Origin of the sequence: Streptomyces sp. NPDC007917 (assembly GCF_042959105.1) — a bacterium.
Lineage (GTDB): Bacteria > Actinomycetota > Actinomycetes > Streptomycetales > Streptomycetaceae > Streptomyces.
The window spans coordinates 488,167-512,305 of sequence record NZ_JBIBKK010000004.1 but is presented as its reverse complement, the minus strand read 5'-3'; the positions used below and the strand labels follow the sequence as shown (position 1 = coordinate 512,305).

The window sequence follows — 24,139 nt, the reverse complement described above, 5'->3', positions numbered from 1 at the left end:
ACTCCCTGACACCGGAGGGCTGCTGTGCACCGGCGTCCTGTCGACGACGGCCCAACCCTGGCTGGCCGACCATGTGGTGGCCGGGCAGGTGCTCTTCCCCGGCACCGGCTTCGTGGAGCTCGCGATCCGGGCGGGGGACGAGGCCGGGTGCGGCCTGGTGCGTGAACTCACCCTGACCGCGCCCCTGGTGCTCCCCGCACACGGCGGCATCCCCGTCCAGGTGGCCCTCGGCCCACCCGACGACACCGGCTGCCGGACCCTGGGGATCTACTCCCGCCCCGACGACGCGCCCGACGCCCCATGGGTCCAGCACGCCACGGGTGTGCTCGCGCCCGGAGCTCCCGGAGCACCCGGAGCGCCGGCGGCGTCCAGCGTGCCCGGGCAGCCGGGGGATGCGGTCCCGGCCGACGACTCCACCGGGGCAGACGGGCCCGGCGGGGCCGATCAGTGGCCCTACGGCCGGATCTGGCCACCGGCCGACGCCGTGCCGCTCGACCTCGACGGCTTCTACGAGGCGCGGAGCGCGGCCGGATTGGACTACGGCCCGGCGTTCCGGGGGGTGCGCGCGCTCTGGCACACCGAGGAGGCCGTGCTGGCCGAGGTGGCCCTGCCCGAGCACATCGCGGGCGACGCCGCCGCGTTCGGGCTGCACCCGGCCCTGCTCGACGCCGCGCTGCACATCGTGTCGCACATCGGGCTCGACGACTCGGCGGGCGCACGGCTGCCGTTCGCCTGGACCCAGGTGTCGCTGCATGCTTCGGGCGCCTCGGCGCTGCGGGTCCGGATGAGCCGCACGGGCGACGACGCGGTCACGCTGACCGTCGCCGACACCGAGGGCCGAGTGGTGGCCTCCGTACGCTCGCTGGCGCTCCGCCCGTACACGCCCGACGGCGGCGGCCGGGGCGGGCAACCGCTTCTGCGCCTGGACTGGGTGGACCTGGACCTGGACCCGGACCTGGACGCGGAGGCGGCGCCGTCGGTCGCGGACGGCCACGTCCGCCGGTGGTCGGTGGCCGGCCCGGACGCCTGGGGGCTGGCCGACGCGCTGCGCGCGGCGGGCGAAACCGTGGCCGACGAGGCGACGGCACCGGCGGACGTGGTCCTGGTCCCGGTCGCCGCACCGGCCGGAGCCGCTGCCGAGGAGGACATGCTCGGCGTGGTGCGCGCCGCCACCTCCGAGACGCTCGACAGGTTGCGGCGGCACCTGCGGGACGCGGACGGCCCCGAAGACGGCCCCGAGGACACGCCTGCGGTGGTTTTCGTGACGCGGGGCGCGGTCGCGACGGACACCGACGCCTCGCCCGAGCTGATGGGCGCGGCGGTGTGGGGGCTGGTCCGCTCAGCCCAGCACGAGAGCCCCGGCCGTTTCCTCCTCCTCGACCTGGACGGCACGGACACCCCGCCGACGGCCGGGCCGCTGCGCGCGGCACTGGACCTGGACGAGCCCCAGCTCGCCGTGCGCGAAGGCCGCCTGCTCACACCCCGGCTGACCCCCCTGCGTCCCTCGGGCCACGCCGCCGAGCCCCACCGGGAGGCCGTCTGGGACACCGACGGCACCGTACTGGTCACCGGCGGACTGAGCGGGCTGGGCGCACAGGTGGCCCGGCATCTGGCCGATACGCACGGCGTGCGCCATCTCGTCCTGGCCGGACGTCGCGGCCGGGCCACCGAAGGCGCCGACGACCTGGTGGCGGAGCTGACGCGGCTGGGCGCAGAGGTCTCCGTCGCCACCTGCGATGTCTCGGACCGCGCTGCCGTCGCCCGGCTGATCGGCGACATCCCGGCGGCACATCCGCTGACCGGTGTGGTGCACGCCGCCGGTGTGCTCGACGACGGGCTGGTCGGGGCGCTGACCGAGGAGCGACTGGACACCGTCTTCCGGCCGAAGGCGGCCGGTGCGTGGCATTTGCACGAGCTCACCCGGGGCCACGACCTCACCGCGTTCATCGTGTTCTCCTCCGTGTTCGGCGTGCTGGGAAACGCCGGGCAGGGCAGCTACACCGCGGCGAACGCGTTCCTGGACGCCCTCGTGCGGCAACGGGCCGCCCAGGGACTGCCGGGCCTGGCCATCGCCTGGGGCCCATGGCCGCAGAACAGCGGTATGACGAGCACCCTCACGGACGCCGAAATGCGCCGCATGGCGCGGGCCGGTCTGCCGCCGCTCACCGTCGACCAGGGACTGGCCTGGTTCGACGCCGCGCCCACCGCGGGCGAACCGGCCGTGGTCGCGGCCCGGGTGGACCGCGCGGCGCTGCGTGCCCGGGGCACCGTGCCCGCCGCCTTCCGAGCACTGGTTCCCGCCCCGGTACGGCGCGCGGTGGCGGCCGGCGCGCCGGCCGCGGGGCCCGGCCCGTTGGCCGAGCTGGCGGGGTTGACCGGGGCTGACCTCGCCGACGCGGTGTCCCGGCTGGTGCGGGCCGCGGTCGCCGCGGTGCTCGGACACCCCTCCGCCGAGGCCGTGGATCCGTCGCTGACCTTCCAGGACCTCGGACTGGACTCGCTGACGTCGGTGGAGCTGCGCAACCGGCTCACCGAGACCACGGGCGTACGGCTGCCCACCACTCTCATCTTCGACTACCCCACCCCCGCGGCCGTCGCGGACTTCCTCCGCACGCGCGGGCAGGGCACCACCGCCACCCCGCAGGTGGCCTCCGCCCCCGCCGTGACCGGGGACCCGATCGTCATCGTGGGCATGGCCTGCCGTTACCCGGGCGGGGTGAACTCCCCCGAGGAGCTGTGGCAGCTGACGGCACAGGGCCGCGACGGCATCTCCGACTTCCCCGACGACCGGGGCTGGAGCCTGCCCGAGGTGTCCTTCGCCCGCGTCGGCGGGTTCCTGTACGACGCGGGCGACTTCGACGCCGGCTTCTTCGGGATCTCCCCGCGCGAGGCGCTTGCGATCGACCCGCAGCAACGGCTCCTGCTGGAGACCTCATGGGAGGCCCTGGAACGCGCCGGGATGGACCCGCTGACGCTCAAGGGCAGCGCCACCGGAGTGTTCGCCGGCGTGATGTACCACGACTATCCGGTGGCCGGGGACGGCCTGCCCGAGGCCCTGCGCGGCTTCGTGGTCAACGGCACGTCCGGCAGCGTGGCCTCGGGCCGGGTGGCCTACACCCTCGGCCTTGAGGGCCCGGCCGTCACCATCGACACCGCGTGCTCGTCCTCGCTGGTCGCCGTGCACATGGCCGCGCAGGCGCTGCGGTCGGGGGAGTGCTCGCTGGCGCTCGCGGGCGGCGTCACCGTCATGGCGACCCCGGAGACCTTCGTCGACTTCGACCGCCAGGGCGGCCTGGCCTCCGACGGCCGCTGCAAGTCCTTCTCCGATGCCGCCGACGGCACCGGCTGGTCGGAGGGCGTCGGCATGCTGGTGTTGGAGCGGTTGTCGGACGCGCGTCGCCTTGGGCATGAGGTGTTGGCGGTGGTGCGGGGTTCGGCGGTGAATCAGGATGGTGCGTCGAATGGTCTGACGGCGCCGAACGGTCCGTCGCAGCAGCGGGTGATCCGGCAGGCGCTGGCGAGTGCGGGGTTGTCCGCGGCGGACGTGGATGTGGTGGAGGCGCACGGTACGGGGACGAGGCTGGGCGATCCGATCGAGGCGCAGGCGTTGCTGGCCACGTACGGTCAGGACCGTGACCGTCCGCTGTTGTTGGGGTCGGTGAAGTCGAACATCGGTCATACGCAGGCTGCGGCGGGTGCTGCGGGCATTATCAAGATGGTGATGGCGATGCGTCGGGGTGCGGTGCCCCGGACGCTTCATCTGGAGCGGCCGTCGTCGCATGTGGACTGGTCGGCTGGTGCTGTGGAGCTGGTGGCGGAGCAGCGGGTGTGGCCTGAGGTGGGGCGGGCGCGTCGGGCGGGTGTGTCCTCGTTCGGTATCAGCGGTACGAATGCGCATGTGATCCTGGAGCACGTTCCGGTCGAGCCGGTGGCACCGGCTGTCGAGGAGCCGGGTGTTCCCGTCGTTGTTCCTCTGGTGGTGTCGGGCAAGACGGATGCGGCGGTGCGTGCCCAGGCGGCGCGTCTTCGGTCTCATCTTGCTGAGCGGCCGGAGTTGGGCAGGGCCGATGTTGCGCTGTCTTTGGCGTTGTCCCGGTCGGGTTTCGAGCGCCGGGCTGTGCTGTTGACCCGTGACCGCGAGGGTGCGTTGGATGGTCTTGCTGCTCTGGCTGCGGGGGAGGCCGCTGCTGATGTGGTGCTCGGCTCGGTGGCCCCGCGGCCCGGCGCTACTGCTTTTCTGTTCACCGGCCAGGGCAGTCAGCGCCCGGGCATGGGGCGTGAGCTGGCGGGGCGGTATCCGGTGTTCGCCGACGCGCTCGACGCCGCCATCGAGGAGTTGGACGGGCATCTGAGCCGCCCGTTGCGCGAGATTCTGTTCGCCGAGGCCGGCACTCCGGAAGCGGAGCTTCTTGACCGTACGGAGTTCACCCAGCCCGCCCTGTTCGCGGTTGAGGTGGCGCTGTTCCGGCTGGTGGAGTCCTGGGGTGTCACGCCCCGCTTCGTGGCCGGGCATTCGATCGGGGAGCTCGCCGCGGCACACGCGGCAGGGGTGCTCAGCCTGTCGGACGCCTGCACTTTGGTGGCGGCACGCGCCCGGCTGATGCAGGCCCTGCCCGCGGCCGGCGTGATGGTGTCGCTCCAGGCCTCCGAAGACGAGGTGGCTCCGCTGCTGGCGGGCCGCGAGCACCTGATCGGCATCGCCGCGGTCAACGGCCCCGAGGCCGTGGTCGTCGCCGGTGACGAGAGCGCCGTACGGGATGTCGCGGACGAAATCGCCGCGCGCGGGCGCAGGACCAAGCGGCTGTCCGTCTCGCACGCCTTCCACTCCCCGCTGATGGACCCCATGCTGGACGACTTCCGGGAGGTCGCCGAGGGGCTGACCTACCACGCGCCGCGGATCCCCATGGTGTCCATGGTGACCGGAACACCCCTCACCGGCACTGGCACCACCACCGACGGCGAGACGGCGACCGCGGACTACTGGGTACGGCACGCCCGGGCCGCCGTGCGCTTCGCCGACGGCCTCCGGACACTGGAAGACGCGGGCGTCGACACCTTCCTCGAAATCGGTCCCGACGGCGTGCTCTCGGCCATGGCCAGGGACTCCCTGTCCCCCGAAGCGGCCCTCCTGCCGCTGCTGCGCCGGGACCGCTCCGAGGAGCTGTCCGCGGCCACCGCGCTCGCCCGGCTCCATGTGCGCGGCACGTCCCCCGACTGGGCCGCTTTCCTGGCGGTGCGCGGACGCGGTGCGCGCCGCGTCGAGCTGCCGACGTACGCCTTCCAGCACGAGCGCTACTGGCCCCAGATCACAGCGAGCCAGGCGGGGGACATCACCGCCGCCGGGCTGGGCTCCGCGGACCATCCTTTGCTCGGCGCGGCCGTGGAACTGGCCGATGGCGAAGGCGCCCTGTTCACCAGCAGGATCTCGCTGCGGACGCACCCCTGGCTGGCGCAGCACGCCGTCATGGGCGCCGTGCTGCTGCCAGGCACCGCGCTCCTCGAACTGGCGATCCGCGCCGGTGACGAGGTCGGCTGCGACCGGGTGGAGGAGCTGACGCTCGCCACGCCGCTGGTGCTCCCCGAGCACGGCGCCGTCCAGGTGCAGTTGCGGGTCGGCGCGGCGGACGAGGCCGGCCGCCGCCCGATGACCGTGTCAGCGCGGCCCGAGGGAGCGGTGGGCCAGGAGTGGGTCCGGCACGCCGACGGCGTGCTCGGCACACGTACGCACACCACCGCGCCCGACGCCCCGTTCGACGCCGCGTTCGACGCTGTTCAGTGGCCACCGACCGGGGCCGCGCCCATCACGCTGGACGGACTGTACGACCGGCTCGCGGAGGACGGATTCGGCTACGGGCCCCTCTTCCAGGGGCTCACCGCGGCCTGGAGGCGCGGCGCGGAGGTCTTCGCGGAGATCGCACTGCCCGACATCGGGGACGAGGCCACACCTGTCGCGGAAGCGGAGGACGTCGACGGCTTCGGGCTGCACCCGGCGCTGCTCGACTCCGGTCTGCGCGCGGTGGCGCTGCTCGACGGGGATGTACCGCGTACGGCCCTGCCCTTCTCCTGGGAGGACGTCACCCTGCACGCGAGCGGCGCGAGGGCCCTCCGGATCCGGCTCGCCCCGGCCGGTCCCCACGCGGTGTCCCTCGACCTCGCCGACACCTCCGGCGCCCCGGTGGCCACCATCGGCTCTTTGGCGCTGCGGCCGCTGTCGTCCGAGCAGCTGAGCTCCGTCGCGGGCGCGCCGGAGCGCGACTCGCTGTTCCGGCTCGACTGGACGGCCGCCCCCGCCGGCCACGCCGAACCCCACGCCGAACCCCACGCCGATCCCGGGCCGCTGGCCGTGGTCGGTCCGGACCCCCTCGGGCTCGCCGGGGCGCTCGAGGCCGCGGGCCACGCCGTACGCCCGTACGCCGACCTTGCCGATCTGGTTCAGGTGGCCGAGGACGAGGCTGTTGCTCCGGGCGCTGTGCTCATCCCGCTTGCCGGGGCAGCAGAGGCGGCAGAGGCGGCAGAGGTGGCCGACGCGGCAGAGGTGGCCGACGCGGTGGTCGCCACCGCACACCGCCTCAGCGCCCAGGCGCTGACGTACGTGCAGACCTGGCTGGCCGAGGAGGAACGCCTGGCGGGCTCCCGGCTGGTGTTCGTCACCCGAGGCGCCGCCGGAGACCCGTCCGGCACCCATGATGTGGCGGCCGCGACGGTATGGGGCCTGGTGCGCTCGGCGCAGGCGGAACACCCGGACCGGTTCCTCCTCGCCGACCTCGACGCCCGGCCCGAGTCTGCCGCGGCCCTGCCGGGGGTGCTCGGCTCCGCGGAACCGCAGGTGGTGATCCGGGACGGCGAGGTCCGCGTCGGCCGACTGGCCCGGGTGTCCGTACCGGGCGAGCCCGGCGCCGAGTGGGACCCCCAGGGCACCGTGCTGATCACGGGTGGCACCGGGGGACTGGGCGGCATACTGGCCCGCCATCTGGTCACCGACCACCAGGTCAGGCACCTGCTCCTGGCCAGCCGCCGCGGCCGCGCCGCAGCGGGCGCCGACCGGCTGACCGCCGAACTCACCGCCCTGGGCGCCCAGGTGACCGTGGCCGCATGCGACATCGCCGACCCCGACGCCCTGGCCGAGCTGGTGGCCGGGGTGGAGCCGAACCACCCGCTCACGGCTGTGGTGCACACCGCGGGCGTCCTGGACGACGGTGTGATCGAGACCCTCACCCCGCAGCGCATGGCCGCCGTACTGCGCCCGAAGGTGGATGCCGCCTGGCATCTGCACGAACTGACCCGCCACCTGGACCTGGCCGCCTTCATCACCTTCTCGTCGGTGGTTGGCACCTTCGGCGGCGCGGGCCAGGCCAACTACGCCGCGGGCAATGCGTTTCTGGACGCACTGGCGGAGCATCGCCGCGCCGCGGGTCTGCCCGCGCTGTCGCTGGCCTGGGGACCCTGGACCCAAGCGGGCGGGATGACCAGCACCCTGACCGAGGCGGACATGCGCCGCCTGGCACGGGAGGGCATGCCCGCGTTGCCCGCCGAGCGGGGCGTGGCGCTGTTCGACGCCGCCCTCGCCGCTCCGGACGCCGTCCTCCTGCCCGTACCGCTCGACCTGCCCGCGCTGCGCGCACGGGGAGAGATCCCGCCGCTGCTGCGGGGGCTCATCCGCACCCCCCTCCGCCGCTCGGCGGCCACCGGGCCCGACGCCTCCGCCTCCCTCGCGCAGCGGCTGGCCGCCCTGCCACGGGCGGAGCGCTCGGAGGCCGCGCTCGACCTGGTCCGTACGCATGTGGCGCTGGTGCTGGGACACGCCACGGCGGACGTCGTGGCCCCGACGCGCGCCTTCCAGGACCTCGGCTTCGACTCCCTGACGGCGGTGGAGCTGCGCAACCGGCTCGGCGCCGCCTCGGGCCTCCGGCTTCCCGCGACCGTCGTCTTCGACTACCCGACGGCCGAAGCGCTGGCGGGCTACCTGCTGGACGAACTGCTCGGCCCGGAAGCGACGGACACCGCGGATCCCGGGAACACGGCCCACACCCTCCTCCCGGTCGCCGATGACCCGGTGGTGGTCGTGGGCATGGCCTGCCGCTACCCGGGCGGGGTGCGTACTCCGGAGGACCTGTGGCGTCTGGTGGCCGGCGGCCAGGACGCCATCTCGGGCTTCCCGGACAACCGTGGCTGGGATCTGGAGACGTTGTACGACCCGGACCCGGATCACGCGGGCACGTCGTACACCCGGCAGGGTGGCTTTCTCCATGATGCGGGGGAGTTCGATGCGGGGTTCTTCGGGCTCAGTCCGCGTGAGGCGTTGGCGACGGATGCGCAGCAGCGGTTGTTGTTGGAGACGTCGTGGGAGGCGTTCGAGCGGGCGGGGATCGATCCGATGTCGTTGCGGGGGAGCCGGACCGGTGTGTTCGCGGGGGTGATGTACAACGACTACGGGACTTTGCTGCGTGGCGCGGAGTTCGAGGGTTATCAGACGAACGGCAGTGCGGGCAGTGTGGTGTCGGGGCGGGTGTCGTACACGCTGGGTCTGGAGGGCCCGGCGGTAACCGTCGACACGGCGTGTTCGTCGTCGTTGGTGGCCATGCATCTGGCGGCGCAGGCGCTGCGGGCGGGGGAGTGCTCGCTGGCGTTGGCCGGGGGTGTGACGGTGATGTCGACACCGGCGTCGTTTGTGGAGTTCTCGCGGCAGCGGGGGTTGTCGCCGGATGGGAGGTGCAAGGCGTTTTCGGAGTCGGCTGATGGTGTGGGCTGGTCCGAGGGTGTGGGTGTGGTGGTGCTGGAGCGGTTGTCGGACGCGCGTCGCCTGGGGCATGAGGTGTTGGCGGTGGTGCGGGGCTCGGCGGTCAACCAGGACGGCGCGTCCAACGGCCTGACGGCGCCGAATGGTCCGTCGCAGCAGCGGGTGATTCGTCAGGCGTTGGCGAGTGGGGGTCTGTCGGTCTCGGATGTGGACGCCGTGGAGGGGCATGGTACGGGGACGAGGCTCGGTGATCCGATCGAGGCGCAGGCGTTGTTGGCCACGTACGGTCAGGAGCGCGACGGGGACCGTCCGTTGTTGTTGGGGTCGGTGAAGTCGAACATTGGTCATACGCAGGCGGCGGCTGGTGTGGCGGGTGTGATCAAGATGGTGATGGCGATGCGGCACGGTGTGCTTCCGGGCACGCTGCATGTGGACGCGCCGTCGTCGCATGTGGACTGGTCGGCTGGTGCTGTGGAGCTGGTGGCGGAGCAGCGGGTGTGGCCTGAGGTGGGGCGGGCGCGTCGGGCGGGTGTGTCCTCGTTCGGTATCAGCGGTACGAATGCGCATGTGATCCTGGAGCACGTTCCGGTCGAGCCGGTGGCACCGGCTGTCGAGGAGCCGGGTGTACCCGTCGTTGTTCCTCTGGTGGTGTCGGGCAAGACGGACGGGGCGGTGCGTGCCCAGGCGGCGCGTCTTCGGTCTCATCTTGCTGAGCGGCCGGAGTTGGGCAGGGCCGATGTCGGGTTGTCTTTGGCGTTGTCCCGGTCGGGTTTCGAGCGCCGGGCTGTGCTGTTGACCCGTGACCGCGAGGGTGCGTTGGATGGTCTTGCTGCTCTGGCTGCGGGGGAGGCCGCTGCTGATGTGGTGCTCGGCTCGGTGGCCCCGCGGCCCGGCGCTACTGCTTTTCTGTTCACCGGCCAGGGCAGTCAGCGCCCGGGTATGGGGCGTGAGCTGGCGGGGCGGTATCCGGTGTTCGCCGACGCGCTCGACGCCGCTATAGGGGAGCTGGACAGTCATCTCAGCCGCCCGCTGCGCGAGATTCTGTTCGCCGAGGCCGGCACTCCGGAAGCGGAGCTTCTTGACCGTACGGAGTTCGCCCAGCCTGCGCTGTTCGCGGTGGAAGTGGCGCTGTTCCGGCTGCTGGAGTCCTGGGGGATTGTCCCGGATTATCTGGTGGGGCATTCGGTGGGGGAGATAGCGGCGGCGCATGTGGCGGGGGTGTTGTCGCTGGCGGATGCGTGTGCCCTGGTGGGTGCCCGGGGCCGTTTGATGCAGGGGTTGCCTGCGGGTGGGGCAATGGTGGCGGTGCAGGCGAGTGAGGACGAGGTGGTGCCGCTGCTGTCCGACGGGGTGTCGATCGCGGCGGTCAATGGTCCTGGCTCGGTGGTGGTGTCGGGGGCTGAGCGGCAGGTTTTGGAGGTCGCGGAGGGGTTTGCGGCGCTGGGTCGGAAGACGAGCCGGTTGCGGGTGTCACATGCGTTCCACTCCCCGCTGATGGAGCCGATGCTGGACGAGTTCCGCAGCGTGACCGAAGGGCTCTCCTACCAGCCCCCGACGCTTCCGGTGGTGTCCACGCTGACGGGCGGCCTCGCGGCAGGCGAGCAGCTGCGCTCCGCCGACTACTGGGTCGAGCATGTGCGGGCTACCGTACGGTTCTCCGACGCCATCGCGGTGTTGGGCGATGCCGGGGTGCGCAGGTTCCTCGAGGTCGGGCCGGACGCGTCGCTGTTGCCCCTAGCGGCCGAAGCGGTGTCGGAAGGCGCGGTGCTGGTGCCGGTGCTGCGCAAGGGCCGGGGAGAGGAACACGCGGTCACCACCGCGCTGGCGCAGCTGTACGTCGATGGCGTGGAGGCCGACTGGGCGGCGCTGTTCCCGGGTGCCCGGCGGGTGGATCTGCCCACCTACGCCTTCCAGCGCCGGTGGTTCTGGCCGCGTTCGGAGCCGTCGGTCGAAGACGCCGTGACGTTCGGTCTCACCTCGGCGGACCATCCGCTGCTCAACGGCGCGATGGAGCTGGCGGGCTCCGAGGGGAGGTTGTTCACCGGACGGCTGTCGCTCCCGCTGCGGCCGCATGCGTGGCTGGCCGATCACAGGGTGTCGGGCCGTGTGCTGGTGCCGGGTACGGCGCTGTTGGAGTTGGCGGTCCGGGCGGGGGACGAGGTCGGTTGTGACCGGGTGGAAGAGCTCACGCTGGCGGCGCCGCTCACGCTGCCGGAGCAGGGCGCCGTGCAGGTGCAGCTGGTTGTCGGCGATCCGGACGAGGCGGGCCGCCGCCCGGTCAGCGTGTACTCCCGGCCGGAGGGCCGGTCGCAGGAGTGGGTGCTGCACGCCGGCGGTGTGCTGGCGGTGGCCGGGCGCGCCGACAACTTGGGCGGCTGGCCGACGTGGCCGCCGGAGGGGGCCGAGCGGGTGGACCTGACCGGCTGCTACGAGCGGTTCGCCGAGCTCGGCTTCGACTATGGGCCGCTCTTCCAAGGCCTGCGGTCGGCGTGGCGGCGGGGCGCCGACGTGTTCGCCGAAGTCGCGCTGCCGGACGGTCCCGAGGCGGACGCCGCGGCCTTCGGGCTGCATCCCGCGCTGCTCGACGCCGCGCTGCACGCGGCCTCCTGGGCGGGGGCCGAGGTCCGGCCCGGTGTGCTGCCCTTCTCGTGGTCGGGGGCGCGTCTGTACGGGGCGGGAGCGTCAGCGCTACGGGTGCGGCTGTCGTCCACCGGGCCTGACGCGCTGTCCCTGGAGGCCACCGATCCTTCTGGCCGTCCCGTGCTCTTTGTGGAGTCGCTGGCCCTGCGCCCGATGTCGGCCGAGCCGACCGACGGCACCGGCGGGGCCGTGGCGGATTCGCTCTTCCGTCTCGACTGGACGCCGGTGCGGGCGTCGGTCGTGCCCCCGGCCTCTGTGGCCGTCGTCGGGCCCGATGACGGCGGGCTCGTCGAGGGGCTGCGGACGACGGGGCTGGCCGTCACCGGCTGCGAAGACCTCGCCGCCCTCGCGGCAGACGATGGCGCACTGCCCGCCGTGGTGCTGATGCCGGTGGCGGGGGCCGAGGGCGATGTGGTGGGCGCCACGCATGAGGTGACGTCCCGGATCCTGGGTGTGCTGCAGGCGTGGCTGGCGGACGAGCGATGGACGCGGTCCCGTCTGGTGTTCGTGACGCGCGGCGCGACCACGGGAGAGGACCTTGCGGCCGCGTCCGTCTGGGGCCTGGTCCGTGTGGCGCAGACGGAGCACCCGGACCGTTTCGCCCTGCTGGACCTCGACGGCGGGCAGCCGTCCGCGGCGGCGGTGACCGAGGCCCTTGGGTCGGACGAGCCGCAGACGGCCGTCCGGGGCGACGCCGTCCTGGCGGGCAGGCTGGTCCGCACCCCAGCCGTCCGTGTCTCCGCAACTGGCGAGGAGACGGCCAAGGTGGAGTGGGACCCCGAGGACACGGTGCTGATCACGGGCGGCACAGGTGGACTGGGCGGTGTGCTGGCCCGGCACCTGGTGGTCGAGCACGGCGTCCGGCACCTGATGTTGGCCAGCCGCCGTGGCAGCGCGGCGGACGGGGCGGCCGAACTCGTCGCCGAACTGACGGGTCATGGCGCCCATGTGCGCGCGGTGGCATGTGATGTGGCGGATCGCGATGCGGTGGCGGCCCTGCTGGCGGATGTGCCGGCGGACCGTCCGGTACGGGCCGTGGTGCATACGGCGGGTGTCCTCGACGACGGTGTGCTGGAAGCGCTGACGCCGGAGCGGCTGGCCGAGGTGGCGCGTCCGAAGGTCGACGCGGCATGGGCGCTGCATGAGGCGACGCGCGATCTGGACCTGACGGCCTTCGTGACGTTCTCCTCGGTGGCGGGTACGTTCGGCTCGGCAGGTCAGGCGAACTACGCCGCTGCGAACGCGTTCCTGGACGCGCTGGCCGAGCATCGACGTGCGGCCGGGCTTCCGGCGGTGTCGCTTGCGTGGGGCCCGTGGTCCCGGGCCGGCGGGATGACCAGCGGTCTGACCGACGCGGACATGGAACGCATGGCGCGCGCGGGTATGCCGGCGTTGTCCGTCGAGGAGGGCGTCGCGCTGTTCGACGCGGCGCTGGCGACGGGTGAGGCCGCTGTCGTACCGGTCCGGCTCGACCTGCCCGTGCTGCGCGCACATGGAGAGATCCAGCCGCTGCTGCGTTCCCTGATCCGGGCCCGTACCCGCCGGAACGCGCTGCCGAGCTCCGGCGAGGCCGCCACCCTCGTGGAGCGCCTTGGCGGTCTGACCGAGGCCGACCGTCGCACGGCGCTGACCGGCCTGGTGCGTGGCCAGGTGGCACTGGTGCTCGGGCACACGGACTCCGGCGAGGTCGGGGTCTCCCGCTCCTTCCAGGATCTGGGGTTCGACTCGCTGACGGCGGTGGAGCTGCGCAACCGGCTGAACACCGCCACGGGGCTCCGGCTGCCCGCCACCCTCGTCTTCGACTACCCGACGGTGGTCGCGCTCTCCGACTATCTGCACGGCGAGCTGTTCGGGGTGCGGACCGACGGGCCGGCCCCCGACCAGGCGCTGCCGGTCGTGTCCGATGATCCGGTGGTGGTCGTGGGTATGGCGTGTCGGTATCCGGGTGGGGTGCGTTCGCCGGAGGATTTGTGGCGGGTGGTGGTGGAGGGGGTTGATGTGGTCTCTGGTTTCCCTGCCGATCGTGGTTGGGATCTTGAGGCGTTGTATGACCCGGATCCGGATCATCTGGGCACCTCGTATACGCGTGAGGGTGGGTTCCTGGAGGGTGTGGGGGAGTTCGATGCGGGGTTCTTCGGGCTCAGTCCGCGTGAGGCGTTGGCGACGGATGCGCAGCAGCGGTTGTTGTTGGAGACGTCGTGGGAGGCGTTTGAGCGGGCGGGGATCGATCCAGTGTCGTTGCGGGGCAGCCGGACGGGTGTGTTCGCGGGGGTGATGTACAACGACTACGGGACGCTCTTGCACGGCCCCGAGTTCGAGGGCTACCAGACCAATGGCAGTGCGGGCAGTGTGGTGTCGGGGCGGGTGTCGTACACGCTGGGTCTGGAGGGTCCGGCGGTGACGGTGGACACGGCGTGTTCGTCTTCGCTTGTGGCGATGCATTTGGCGGCGCAGGCGTTGCGGTCGGGGGAGTGTTCGCTGGCGTTGGCGGGTGGTGTGACGGTGATGGCGACGCCTGTGGCGTTTGTGGAGTTTTCGCGGCAGCGGGGGTTGTCGCCGGATGGGCGGTGCAAGGCGTTTTCGGAGTCGGCTGATGGTGTGGGCTGGTCCGAGGGTGTGGGTGTGGTGGTGCTGGAGCGGTTGTCGGACGCGCGGCGCCTGGGGCATGAGGTGTTGGCGGTGGTGCGGGGCTCGGCGGTCAACCAGGACGGCGCGTCGAATGGCCTGACGGCGCCAAATGGTCCGTCGCAGCAGCGGGTGATTCGTCAGGCGTTGGCGAGTGGGGGTCTGTCGGTCTCGGATGTGGACGCCGTGGAGGGGCATGGTACGGGGACGAGGCTGGGCGATCCGATCGAGGCACAGGCATTGTTGGCCACCTACGGTCAGGAGCGCGACGGGGACCGTCCGTTGCTGTTGGGGTCGGTGAAGTCGAACATCGGTCATACGCAGGCGGCGGCTGGTGTGGCGGGTGTGATCAAGATGGTGATGGCGATGCGGCATGGCCTGTTGCCGCAAACCTTGCATGTCGACGCGCCCTCCTCCGAGGTGGACTGGGAGGACGGCGCCGTCGAACTGCTCACCCGGGCGGTCGAGTGGCCGGGGACCGGGCATCTGCGGCGCGCCGGCGTCTCGTCCTTCGGGATCAGTGGCACCAACGCCCACCTCATTGTCGAGCAGCCGGAACCTGTTGACGCTGTTGGTGTGGCGTCTGAGGTGGTTTTGGAGGGTGGTGGGCTGGTGCCGTGGGTGGTGTCGGGTGCGTCGCCGGCGGCGTTGCGTGCTCAGGCGGGGCGGTTGCTGTCGCATGTGCGGGGGGCTGGTGGGCTGGGGCTGCGGGATGTGGGCTTCTCGCTGGTGACGGGCCGGTCGGCGTTTGAGCATCGGGCGGTGGTGCTGGGCGAGGACCTGGAAGATGCGGTGCGGGGCGTGGCGGCACTGGCCGCGGATGAGGCTGATGGGGGTGTGGTCGAGGGTTCGGTGACCAGTGGGGGCAGGACGGCGTTCTTGTTCGCCGGGCAGGGTGCTCAGCGGTTGGGGATGGGGCGTGAGTTGTATGGGCGGTTCCCGGTGTTCGCGGGGGTGTGGGATGAGGTGGCGGCGGAGCTGGATGCGCGGTTGGGTGTGGCGCTGCGGGATGTGGTGTGGGGTGACGATGAGGAGGCGCTGAACCGTACGGAGTTCGCCCAGCCCGCCCTGTTCGCGGTTGAGGTGGCGTTGTTCCGGCTGCTGGAGTCCTGGGGGATCGTCCCGGACTATCTGGTGGGGCATTCGGTGGGGGAGATAGCGGCGGCGCATGTGGCGGGGGTGTTGTCGCTGGCGGATGCGTGTGCGTTGGTGGTGGCGCGGGGCCGTTTGATGCAGGGGTTGCCTGCGGGTGGGGCGATGGTGGCGGTGCAGGCGAGTGAGGACGAGGTGGTGCCGCTGCTGTCCGACGGGGTGTCGATCGCGGCGGTCAATGGTCCTGGTTCGGTGGTGGTGTCGGGGGCTGAGCAGGAGGCGTTGAGGATCGCGGAGGGGTTTGCGGCGCTGGGTCGGAAGACGAGCCGGTTGCGGGTGTCACATGCGTTCCACTCCCCGCTGATGGAGCCGATGCTGGACGAGTTCCGCACCGTGGCCGAAGGACTCGCCTACCAGCCCCCGGCCATTCCGGTGGTGTCCAACGTCACGGGCGGCCTCGCGGTGGAGGATCAGCTGTGCTCCGCCGACTACTGGGCGGCTCACGTCCGTCAGGCCGTACGGTTCGCGGACGGGGTACGGGCCCTGGCCGACGAAGGCGTCACGGTCTTCGTGGAGCTCGGGCCGGACGGGGTGCTCTCCGCACTGGCCCGGGAATCGGCGCCGCAGGAGGCGGTGTTGGTACCGGTGTTGCGCAAGGACCGGGGGGAGGAACGATCGGCCCTCACCGCCCTGGCCGGGCTCCACGTACACGGAGTGGAGGTGGACTGGTCCCCACTGTTCGCGGGTGCCCGCCGGGTGGCCCTTCCCACCTACGCCTTCCAGCACGAGCGGTTCTGGCCGACGAGTACGGCGAGCCGTACCGGCGATGTACGCGCGGCCGGCCTTGGCGCGGCCGACCATCCGCTCCTGGGCGCCGCCGTCGAGCTCGCGGGCGCCGGGGGACATCTGTTCACGAGCCTTCTGTCGGCGCGGTCGCACCCATGGCTGGCGGATCACCGGGTGATGGGGCGGCTGGTGGTGCCGGGGACGGCACTGGTGGAACTGGCGCTCCGGGTGGGCGACCAGGTCGGATGCGACCGGGTGGACGAGCTCACCCTCGCGGCACCGCTGGTCCTCCCCGAACAGGGCTCCGTACAGCTCCAGCTGGCCGTGGGCGAACCGGACGGGACGGGCAACCGCCCGGTGAGTGTGCACTCGCGTCCCGAGGGGGCGGAGGACACGCCGTGGTTGCGCCACGCCACCGGCACCCTCACCGGCGCCGCGACGCCGTCGGACGTGGGACTCGGCGGGGCCACACCGGAGGCCGGGGTGTGGCCGCCGACCGGGGCGGTTCCGCTGGACCTGGACGGCTTCTACGAGCGCCGGGCGGCCGAAGGATTCGACTACGGGCCGGTGTTCCGGGGACTGCGGGCCGTATGGCGGTCGGGCGACCAACTGTTCGCCGAGGTGGACCTGCCGGAGCGGGCGGAAGCCGACGCGGCGGCCTTCGGTCTGCACCCCGCGCTCCTCGACGCCGCTCTGCACGCGGCCGTACTGGACGACTCGGACACGGACACGGACACGGGCACGGGCACGGCCGCTGTGCCGTTCTCCTGGTCGGGCGTCTCACTGCGGGCCGTAGGCGCCTCCTCGGTACGGGCGAGGTTGTCACGCCGCGCGGACGGCGCCCTGTCGATCGCGCTCGCCGATCCGTCCGGTGCCCCGGTGGCCACGGTGGACTCCCTGGTGGTGGCCGAGCTCCCGGCCGAGCACGGGGACGGTGGCGACGGTGTCCCGGAGGCCGTGCGTACGTCCATGTTCCGCCTGGACTGGGCACCGACACCCACGACGGCCCCCGTCGGCGAACGGCTTGCGGTCGTGGGCCGGGATCCGCTGGGCCTGGACGCGCTGATCGAAGAGGGCGGCGCGACGGTGGAAACGCACGCCGACCTCGCCTCGCTGGCGGCCGCGTCGGAGGCCGCGGTACCGGGTATCGTGCTGGTCCCCCTGGCCGGTGGCGACTTCGGACCGCCGGTGGTCGAGTCCGTACGGACCGCGACGACCAGCGTGCTCGGACAGCTCAGGACCTGGCTGGCGGAGGAGCGGTGGGCGGATTCCCGGCTGGTGTTCGTCACTCGTGGCGCGACGACTGGCGACGACCTCGCCGCCGCGCCGGTGTGGGGACTGGTGCGCTCGGCCCAGACCGAACACCCTGGCCGGTTCGGTCTGGTCGACCTCGATCCGCAGCCCGGCGCCACTGCCGACCGCGCCCTCGACGGCGCGAGGACACCGGGATCGCTGCTGCTGGAGGCCCTTGCCTCCGCGGAGCCGCAGGTGGCGATACGTGACGGCGCGATCCGGGCGGGCCGGCTCACTCGCGTCCCGGCACCCGACGGGCCCTCGGCCGTATGGGACAGCGAGGGCACCGTGCTCATCACCGGAGGCACGGGAGGACTGGGCCGGCTGATGGCCCGGCACCTGGTGGCCGAGTGCGGCGTACGCCATCTGCTGCTGCTCAGCCGCAGCGGTCCCGCCGCCGACGGCGCCGGGGACCTCGTCGCCGAGCTGACGGCCCATGGCGCGGATGTCACCGTGGCCGCGTGCGATATCGCCGACCGCGACGGGCTCGCCGAGGTATTGGCCGAGGTGCCCGAGGCGCATCCGCTGCGCGGCGTCGTCCATACCGCAGGTGTGCTGGACGACGGAGTGGTGGAGGCGCTGTCGCCCGAGCGTATGGAGGCCGTACTGCGGCCGAAGGTGGATGCGGCCTGGCATCTGCATGAGCTGACCCGGGGCATGGATCTCTCCGTCTTCGCTCTCTTCTCCTCGGCAGCGGGGGTGTTCGGCGCCGCCGGCCAGGCCAACTACGCGGCGGGCAACTCCTTCCTTGACGCCCTGGCCGAGCACCGACGTACGGCAGGTCTGCCGGCCCTGTCGCTGGCCTGGGGCCCGTGGGAGCCGGCCGGTGGGATGACCAGCGCGCTGAGCGAGGCCGACCTGGGGCGGATGGCGCGCTCGGGCATGCGCGCGCTGTCGCCCGAACAGGGGGTCGCGCTGTTCGACGCGGCGCTGGCGAGCGGCGAGGCCGCCGTCGTACCCGTCCGGCTCGACCTGCCCGCGCTGCGCGCCCAGGACGAGATCCCGTGGCTGGTGCGCGGGCTGGTCCGGGCCAAGGCGCGCCGGGCGGTCTCCGGCTCGGGGGCGGCCGCCTCGCTCGTCCGGCAACTGAGCACGCTGACCCATCGGGATGAGCGGCGTGACGCCATACTGAGCCTGGTGCGCGCTCAGGTGGCGCTCGTTCTCGGCCATACCGGAGCCGAGTCCGTCGAGCCCTCCCGGTCGTTCCAGGATCTGGGGTTCGACTCGCTGACGGCGGTGGAGCTGCGCAACCGGCTGAACACCGCCACGGGGCTCCGGCTGCCCGCCACCCTCGTCTTCGACTATCCCCGGCCCACCACGCTCGCCGACTATCTCCTCGACGAGCTGTTCGGAGCCGAAGCCGAGCTGTCGGCGCCGACTCACACCCTCCCCGTGACGTCCGATGACCCGGTGGTGGTCGTGGGTATGGCGTGTCGGTATCCGGGTGGGGTGCGTTCGCCGGAGGATTTGTGGCGGGTGGTGGTGGAGGGGGTTGATGTGGTCTCTGGTTTCCCGGCCGATCGTGGTTGGGATCTTGAGGCGTTGTATGACCCGGATCCGGATCATCTGGGCACCTCGTATACGCGTGAGGGTGGGTTCTTGGAGGGTGTGGGGGAGTTCGATGCGGGGTTCTTCGGGCTCAGTCCGCGTGAGGCGTTGGCGACGGATGCGCAGCAGCGGTTGTTGTTGGAGACGTCGTGGGAGGCGTTTGAGCGGGCGGGGATCGATCCGGTGTCGTTGCGGGGGAGCCGGACGGGTGTGTTCGCGGGGGTGATGTACAACGACTACGCCGATCTGCTGGGCGGGGGTGAGTTCGAGGGCTATCAGGGGAACGGCAGCGCGGCGAGCATGGCCTCGGGGCGCGTGTCCTACACCTTGGGGTTCGAGGGTCCGGCGGTGACGATCGATACGGCGTGTTCGTCTTCGCTTGTGGCGATGCATTTGGCGGCGCAGGCGTTGCGGTCGGGGGAATGTTCGCTGGCGTTGGCGGGTGGTGTGACGGTGATGTCGACGCCTGTGGCGTTTGTGGAGTTTTCGCGGCAGCGGGGGTTGTCGCCGGATGGGCGGTGCAAGGCGTTTTCGGAGTCGGCTGATGGTGTGGGCTGGTCCGAGGGTGTGGGTGTGGTGGTGCTGGAGCGGTTGTCGGACGCGCGTCGCCTGGGGCATGAGGTGTTGGCGGTGGTGCGGGGCTCGGCGGTCAACCAGGACGGCGCGTCCAACGGCCTGACGGCGCCAAATGGTCCGTCGCAGCAGCGGGTGATTCGTCAGGCGTTGGCGAGTGGGGGTCTGTCGGTCTCGGATGTGGACGCCGTGGAGGGGCATGGTACGGGGACGAGGCTGGGCGATCCGATTGAGGCGCAGGCGTTGTTGGCCACGTACGGGCAGGACCGTGAGCTGCCGTTGTTGTTGGGGTCGGTGAAGTCGAACATCGGTCATACGCAGGCGGCGGCCGGTGTGGCGGGTGTGATCAAGATGGTGATGGCGATGCGGCACGGTGTGCTTCCGGGGACGTTGCATGTGGACGCGCCGTCGTCGCATGTGGACTGGGAGGCGGGCGCGGTCGAGCTGCTGACCGAACCGGTGGAGTGGCCCTCGACGGATCGGGTGCGCCGGGCGGGTGTGTCCTCGTTCGGGATCAGCGGCACGAACGTCCATTTGATCGTGGAGCAGCCGGAACCTGTTGACGCTGTTGGTGTGGCGTCTGAGGAGGTTTTGGAGGGTGGTGGGCTGGTGCCGTGGGTGGTGTCGGGTGCGTCGCCGGCGGCGTTGCGTGCTCAGGCGGAGCGGCTGCTGTCGCATGTGCGGGGGGCTGGTGGGCTGGGGCTGCGGGATGTGGGCTTCTCGCTGGTGACGGGCCGGTCGGCGTTTGAGCATCGGGCGGTGGTGCTGGGCGAGGACCTGGAAGATGCGGTGCGGGGCGTGGCGGCACTGGCCGCGGATGAGGCTGATGGGGGTGTGGTCGAGGGGTCTGTGAGCGACTGGGGCAGGACGGCGTTCTTGTTCGCGGGGCAGGGTGCTCAGCGGTTGGGGATGGGGCGTGAGTTGTATGGGCGGTTCCCGGTGTTCGCGGGGGTGTGGGATGAGGTGGCGGCGGAGCTGGATGCGCGGTTGGGTGTGGCGCTGCGGGACGTGGTGTGGGGTGACGACGAGGAGACGCTGAACCGTACGGAGTTCGCCCAGCCCGCCCTGTTCGCGGTGGAAGTGGCGTTGTTCCGGCTGCTGGAGTCCTGGGGGATTGTCCCGGACTATCTGGTGGGGCATTCGGTGGGGGAGGTTGCGGCGGCGCATGTGGCGGGGGTGCTCTCCCTCGGCGACGCGTGTGCCCTGGTGGCTGCCCGGGGCCGTTTGATGCAGGGGTTGCCTGCGGGTGGGGCGATGGTGGCGGTGCAGGCGAGTGAGGACGAGGTGGTGCCGCTGCTGTCCGACGGGGTGACGATCGCGGCGGTCAATGGTCCTGGCTCGGTAGTGGTGTCAGGGGCGGAGCAGGAGGCGTTGAGGATCGCGGAGGGATTTGCGGCGCTGGGTCGGAAGACGAGCCGGTTGCGGGTGTCGCATGCGTTCCACTCCCCGCTGATGGAGCCGATGCTGGACGAGTTCCGCACCGTGGCCGAAGGGCTCTCCTACCAGCCCCCGACGCTTCCGGTGGTGTCCACGCTGACCGGCGACCCCGCCAAGGGCGCGGACTTGTGCTCCGCCGACTACTGGGTCGAGCATGTGCGGGCTACCGTACGGTTCTCCGACGCCATCGCGGTGTTGGGCGATGCCGGGGTGCGCAGGTTCCTCGAGGTCGGGCCGGACGCGTCGCTGTCGGCCCTGGCGGCCGAAAGCCTTGCCGACGAGCCCCTGCTGGTGCCGGTGCTGCGCAAGGACCGAGGGGAGGAGCGGACCGCGCTGACGGCCATGGCGCGGATGTTCGCGCACGGTGCGGAGGTGCGCTGGGCAGCCCTGTTCCCGGGGGCCCGCCGGGTGCACCTCCCCACCTACGCCTTCCAGCACGAGCGGTTCTGGCCGACAGGTATGGCGAGCCGCGCCGGCGACGTGCGCGCGGCGGGGCTGGGGCACGTGCATCACCCACTGCTCGGAGCGGCCGTCGAACTGGCCGACAGCCAGCGGGCGTTGTTCACCAGCCGCCTGTCCGTCGGTTCCCATGCCTGGCTGGCGGATCACGTGGTCATGGGCCGGGTGGTGGTGCCGGGCACAGCGCTGCTGGAGCTGACGCTCCGGGCCGCGGACGAGGTCGGCTGCGACCGGGTGGAGGAGCTGACGCTGGCGGCTCCGCTCGTCCTGCCCGAGCAGGGCGCTGTACAGCTGCAGCTTGCCGTCCACGAGGCTGATGACTCCGGCCGTCGCCCCGTGAGTGTCCACTCCCGGCCGGAAGGCACGGCGACGGAGTGGACCCTGCACGCCAGTGGTGTGCTGGCGGAGGGCGAGCGGACAGCGCCGACGAAACCGTCGGCGGTGTGGCCGCCGGAGGGTGCCGAGCACATCGACGTCAGCGATTGCTATGACCGCTTCGCGGACCTCGGCTTCGACTACGGGCCGCTGTTCCAGGGGCTGCGGGCCGCGTGGCGGCGCGGCGATGAGCTCTTCGCGGAGGTCGCCCTCCCGGAGCGGGGCGGGGCCGACGCCGCGGCTTACGGACTCCACCCCGCGCTGCTCGACGCCGTCCTGCACACCGCCCTCCTCGCGGGGCTCGACGAAGCGGGCGGGGGTGGCAGGGACGACGGGGCGGCCGGCACGGACGCCAAGGCGAGTCTGCCGTTCAGCTGGGAGGGCGTATCGCTGCATGCCGCCGGCGCGTCGGCGCTGCGTGTCCGCCTGTCCCCGGCGGGCGACAACGCCATGTCGATCACGCTGGCCGACATGGCCGGTGGCCTGGTCGGTTCCATCGATTCGCTCGTCGTACGGTCGGTGTCGGCCGACCAGCTCGGTGCCGCGGACACAAGTGGTGGGGACGCGCTGTTCCAGGTGGACTGGACGCCGCTGTCGCCCGCCGTCGACATCCCGGAGGCGGCCACGGCCGTGGTGCTGGGTTCCGAGCAGTCCTGGCTGGCCGAGGCGCTGCAGGCCGCCGGGACGCCTGTGGAGGTGTGTGCCGACCTCGCCGGGGTGACCTCGCCGCCGACGGGAGGCGAGGTACCGGAGGTCGTGCTGGTCCCGGTCGCGGCCGGCACTCCCGAGGGCTTGGCCGTCCCCGATGACCCGGCGACTTCCGAGGCCCCGGCGGGTCCCGAGGCTTCGGCGACTTCCGAGGCCCCGGCCGGTCCCGAGGCCCCGGGCGGTCCCGAGGACCCGGTGCGCTCCGCGCATCAGGCGGCGTCCTGGGCCTTGCGCCTGGCCCAATCCTGGCTTGCGGACGAGGGTGCGGCGGCCTCGCGCCTGGTGTTCGTCACACGGGGCGTCACGACGGGCGATGACCTGGCCGCCGCGGCCGTATGGGGCCTGGTCCGCTCGGCGCAGACGGAGCACCCCGGCCGGTTCGGCCTGGTGAACCTCGACGACACGAATGCCTCCGTGGCCGTGCTGCGACAGGCAGTCGCCTCGGGCGAGCCGCAGGCCGATGTCCGCGCCGGCGCGATCACCGTCCCGCGGCTGGCGCGCGCGTCCACCGCCGCGGCGGCTTCGGACCTGTCGGATGTGGTGTGGGATCCCGAGGGGACGGTCCTGGTCACCGGCGGTACGGGCGGGCTGGGGCGCGAGGTGGCACGCCACCTGGTGGCGGAGCACGGTGTCCGGAACCTGATCCTGGCCAGCAGGAGCGGCCCGGACGCCGGGGGAGTCGGCGCACTCGTCGCGGAACTCGCCCGGCACGGTGCGGAGGCACGTGCCGTGGCCTGCGATGTCGCGGACCGCGACGCCGTGGCGGACCTGCTGGCCCAGGTGGCGTCGGACCGTCCGGTGCGGGCGGTGGTGCATACGGCGGGAGTGCTGGACGACGGTGTGCTGGAGTCGCTGTCGCCGGCGCGGATGGCCGCCGTACTGCGGCCGAAGGCCGACGCGGCCTGGGTACTGCACGAGGCGACGCGCGATCTGGATCTGACGGCGTTTGTCCTCTTCTCCTCGGTAGCCGGTGTGTTCGGCGCCGCCGGCCAGGCCAACTACGCGGCGGGCAACGCCTTCCTGGACGCGCTGGCCGAACATCGGCGTACGGCCGGTCTGCCCGCGGTGTCCCTCGCATGGGGCCCGTGGACGCAGGCCGACGGGATGACCAGCACGCTGACCGAGGCGGACCTGGCACGGCTCGCGCGGTCGGGTATGCCTCCGCTGTCGATCGAGGAAGGGCTGGCGCTGTTCGACGCGGCCCTGGCGACCGGGGCCGCGGCCGTCGTTCCGGTCCGTCTGGACCTGCCCGCCTGGCGCGCCCAGGGCGAGGTTCCCGCTCTCCTGCGCGGTCTGATCAGGACGAGGACCCGGCGAGCCGCCGGAGCCGGCGGGGAAAACCGGGCCTCGCTGGCCGACCGGCTCACCGGTCTCAGCGATGCCGAAAGAGTGGAAGCGGTACGGGAGTTGGTGTGCGCGCAGGCCGCCGATGTCCTGGGGCATGCGCGGGCGGATGACATTGAGTCGGCTCGCGAGTTCAAGACCCTGGGCTTCGACTCGCTGACCGCGATCGAGCTGCGCAACCGCCTCAACGCCGCCACCGGGCTCCGGCTGCCCGCCACCTTGATCTTCGACTATCCGACACCGGACGCACTGGCCGACCACATACGCACGCAACTGGTCCCGGAGGACTCGGGGCCGGAGTCCATCCTGGCCGAGCTGGACCGTCTGGAGCACGCCTTCGCGCAGGTGTCGGTCGATCCGCAGCTGTACGAGCGGGTGGCGGGGCGTCTGGAGGTGCTGCGCAGCAGATGGGGCGCCTTGCACGCGGACGAGGACCAGAAGGCCGACGACGAGTTCGATTTCGACGCCGCGACCGACAGCGAGGTCTTCGACATGCTGGACAACGAACTCGGGCTGTCCTGA

1 protein-coding gene (cut by a window edge) is annotated in these 24,139 nt (G+C 72.2%); it reads left to right on the top strand.

Going from position 1 to position 24,139, the window contains the following annotated elements:
• A protein-coding gene (locus ACFZDL_RS10355; RefSeq protein WP_353596251.1) for an SDR family NAD(P)-dependent oxidoreductase crosses the window boundary here: on the top strand, positions 1-24,139 show its 3' portion. The gene continues 5,918 nt to the left of window position 1, outside the view; only the last 24,139 of its 30,057 coding nucleotides appear in the window; the start codon falls outside the window, past its left edge; the stop codon is at positions 24,137-24,139.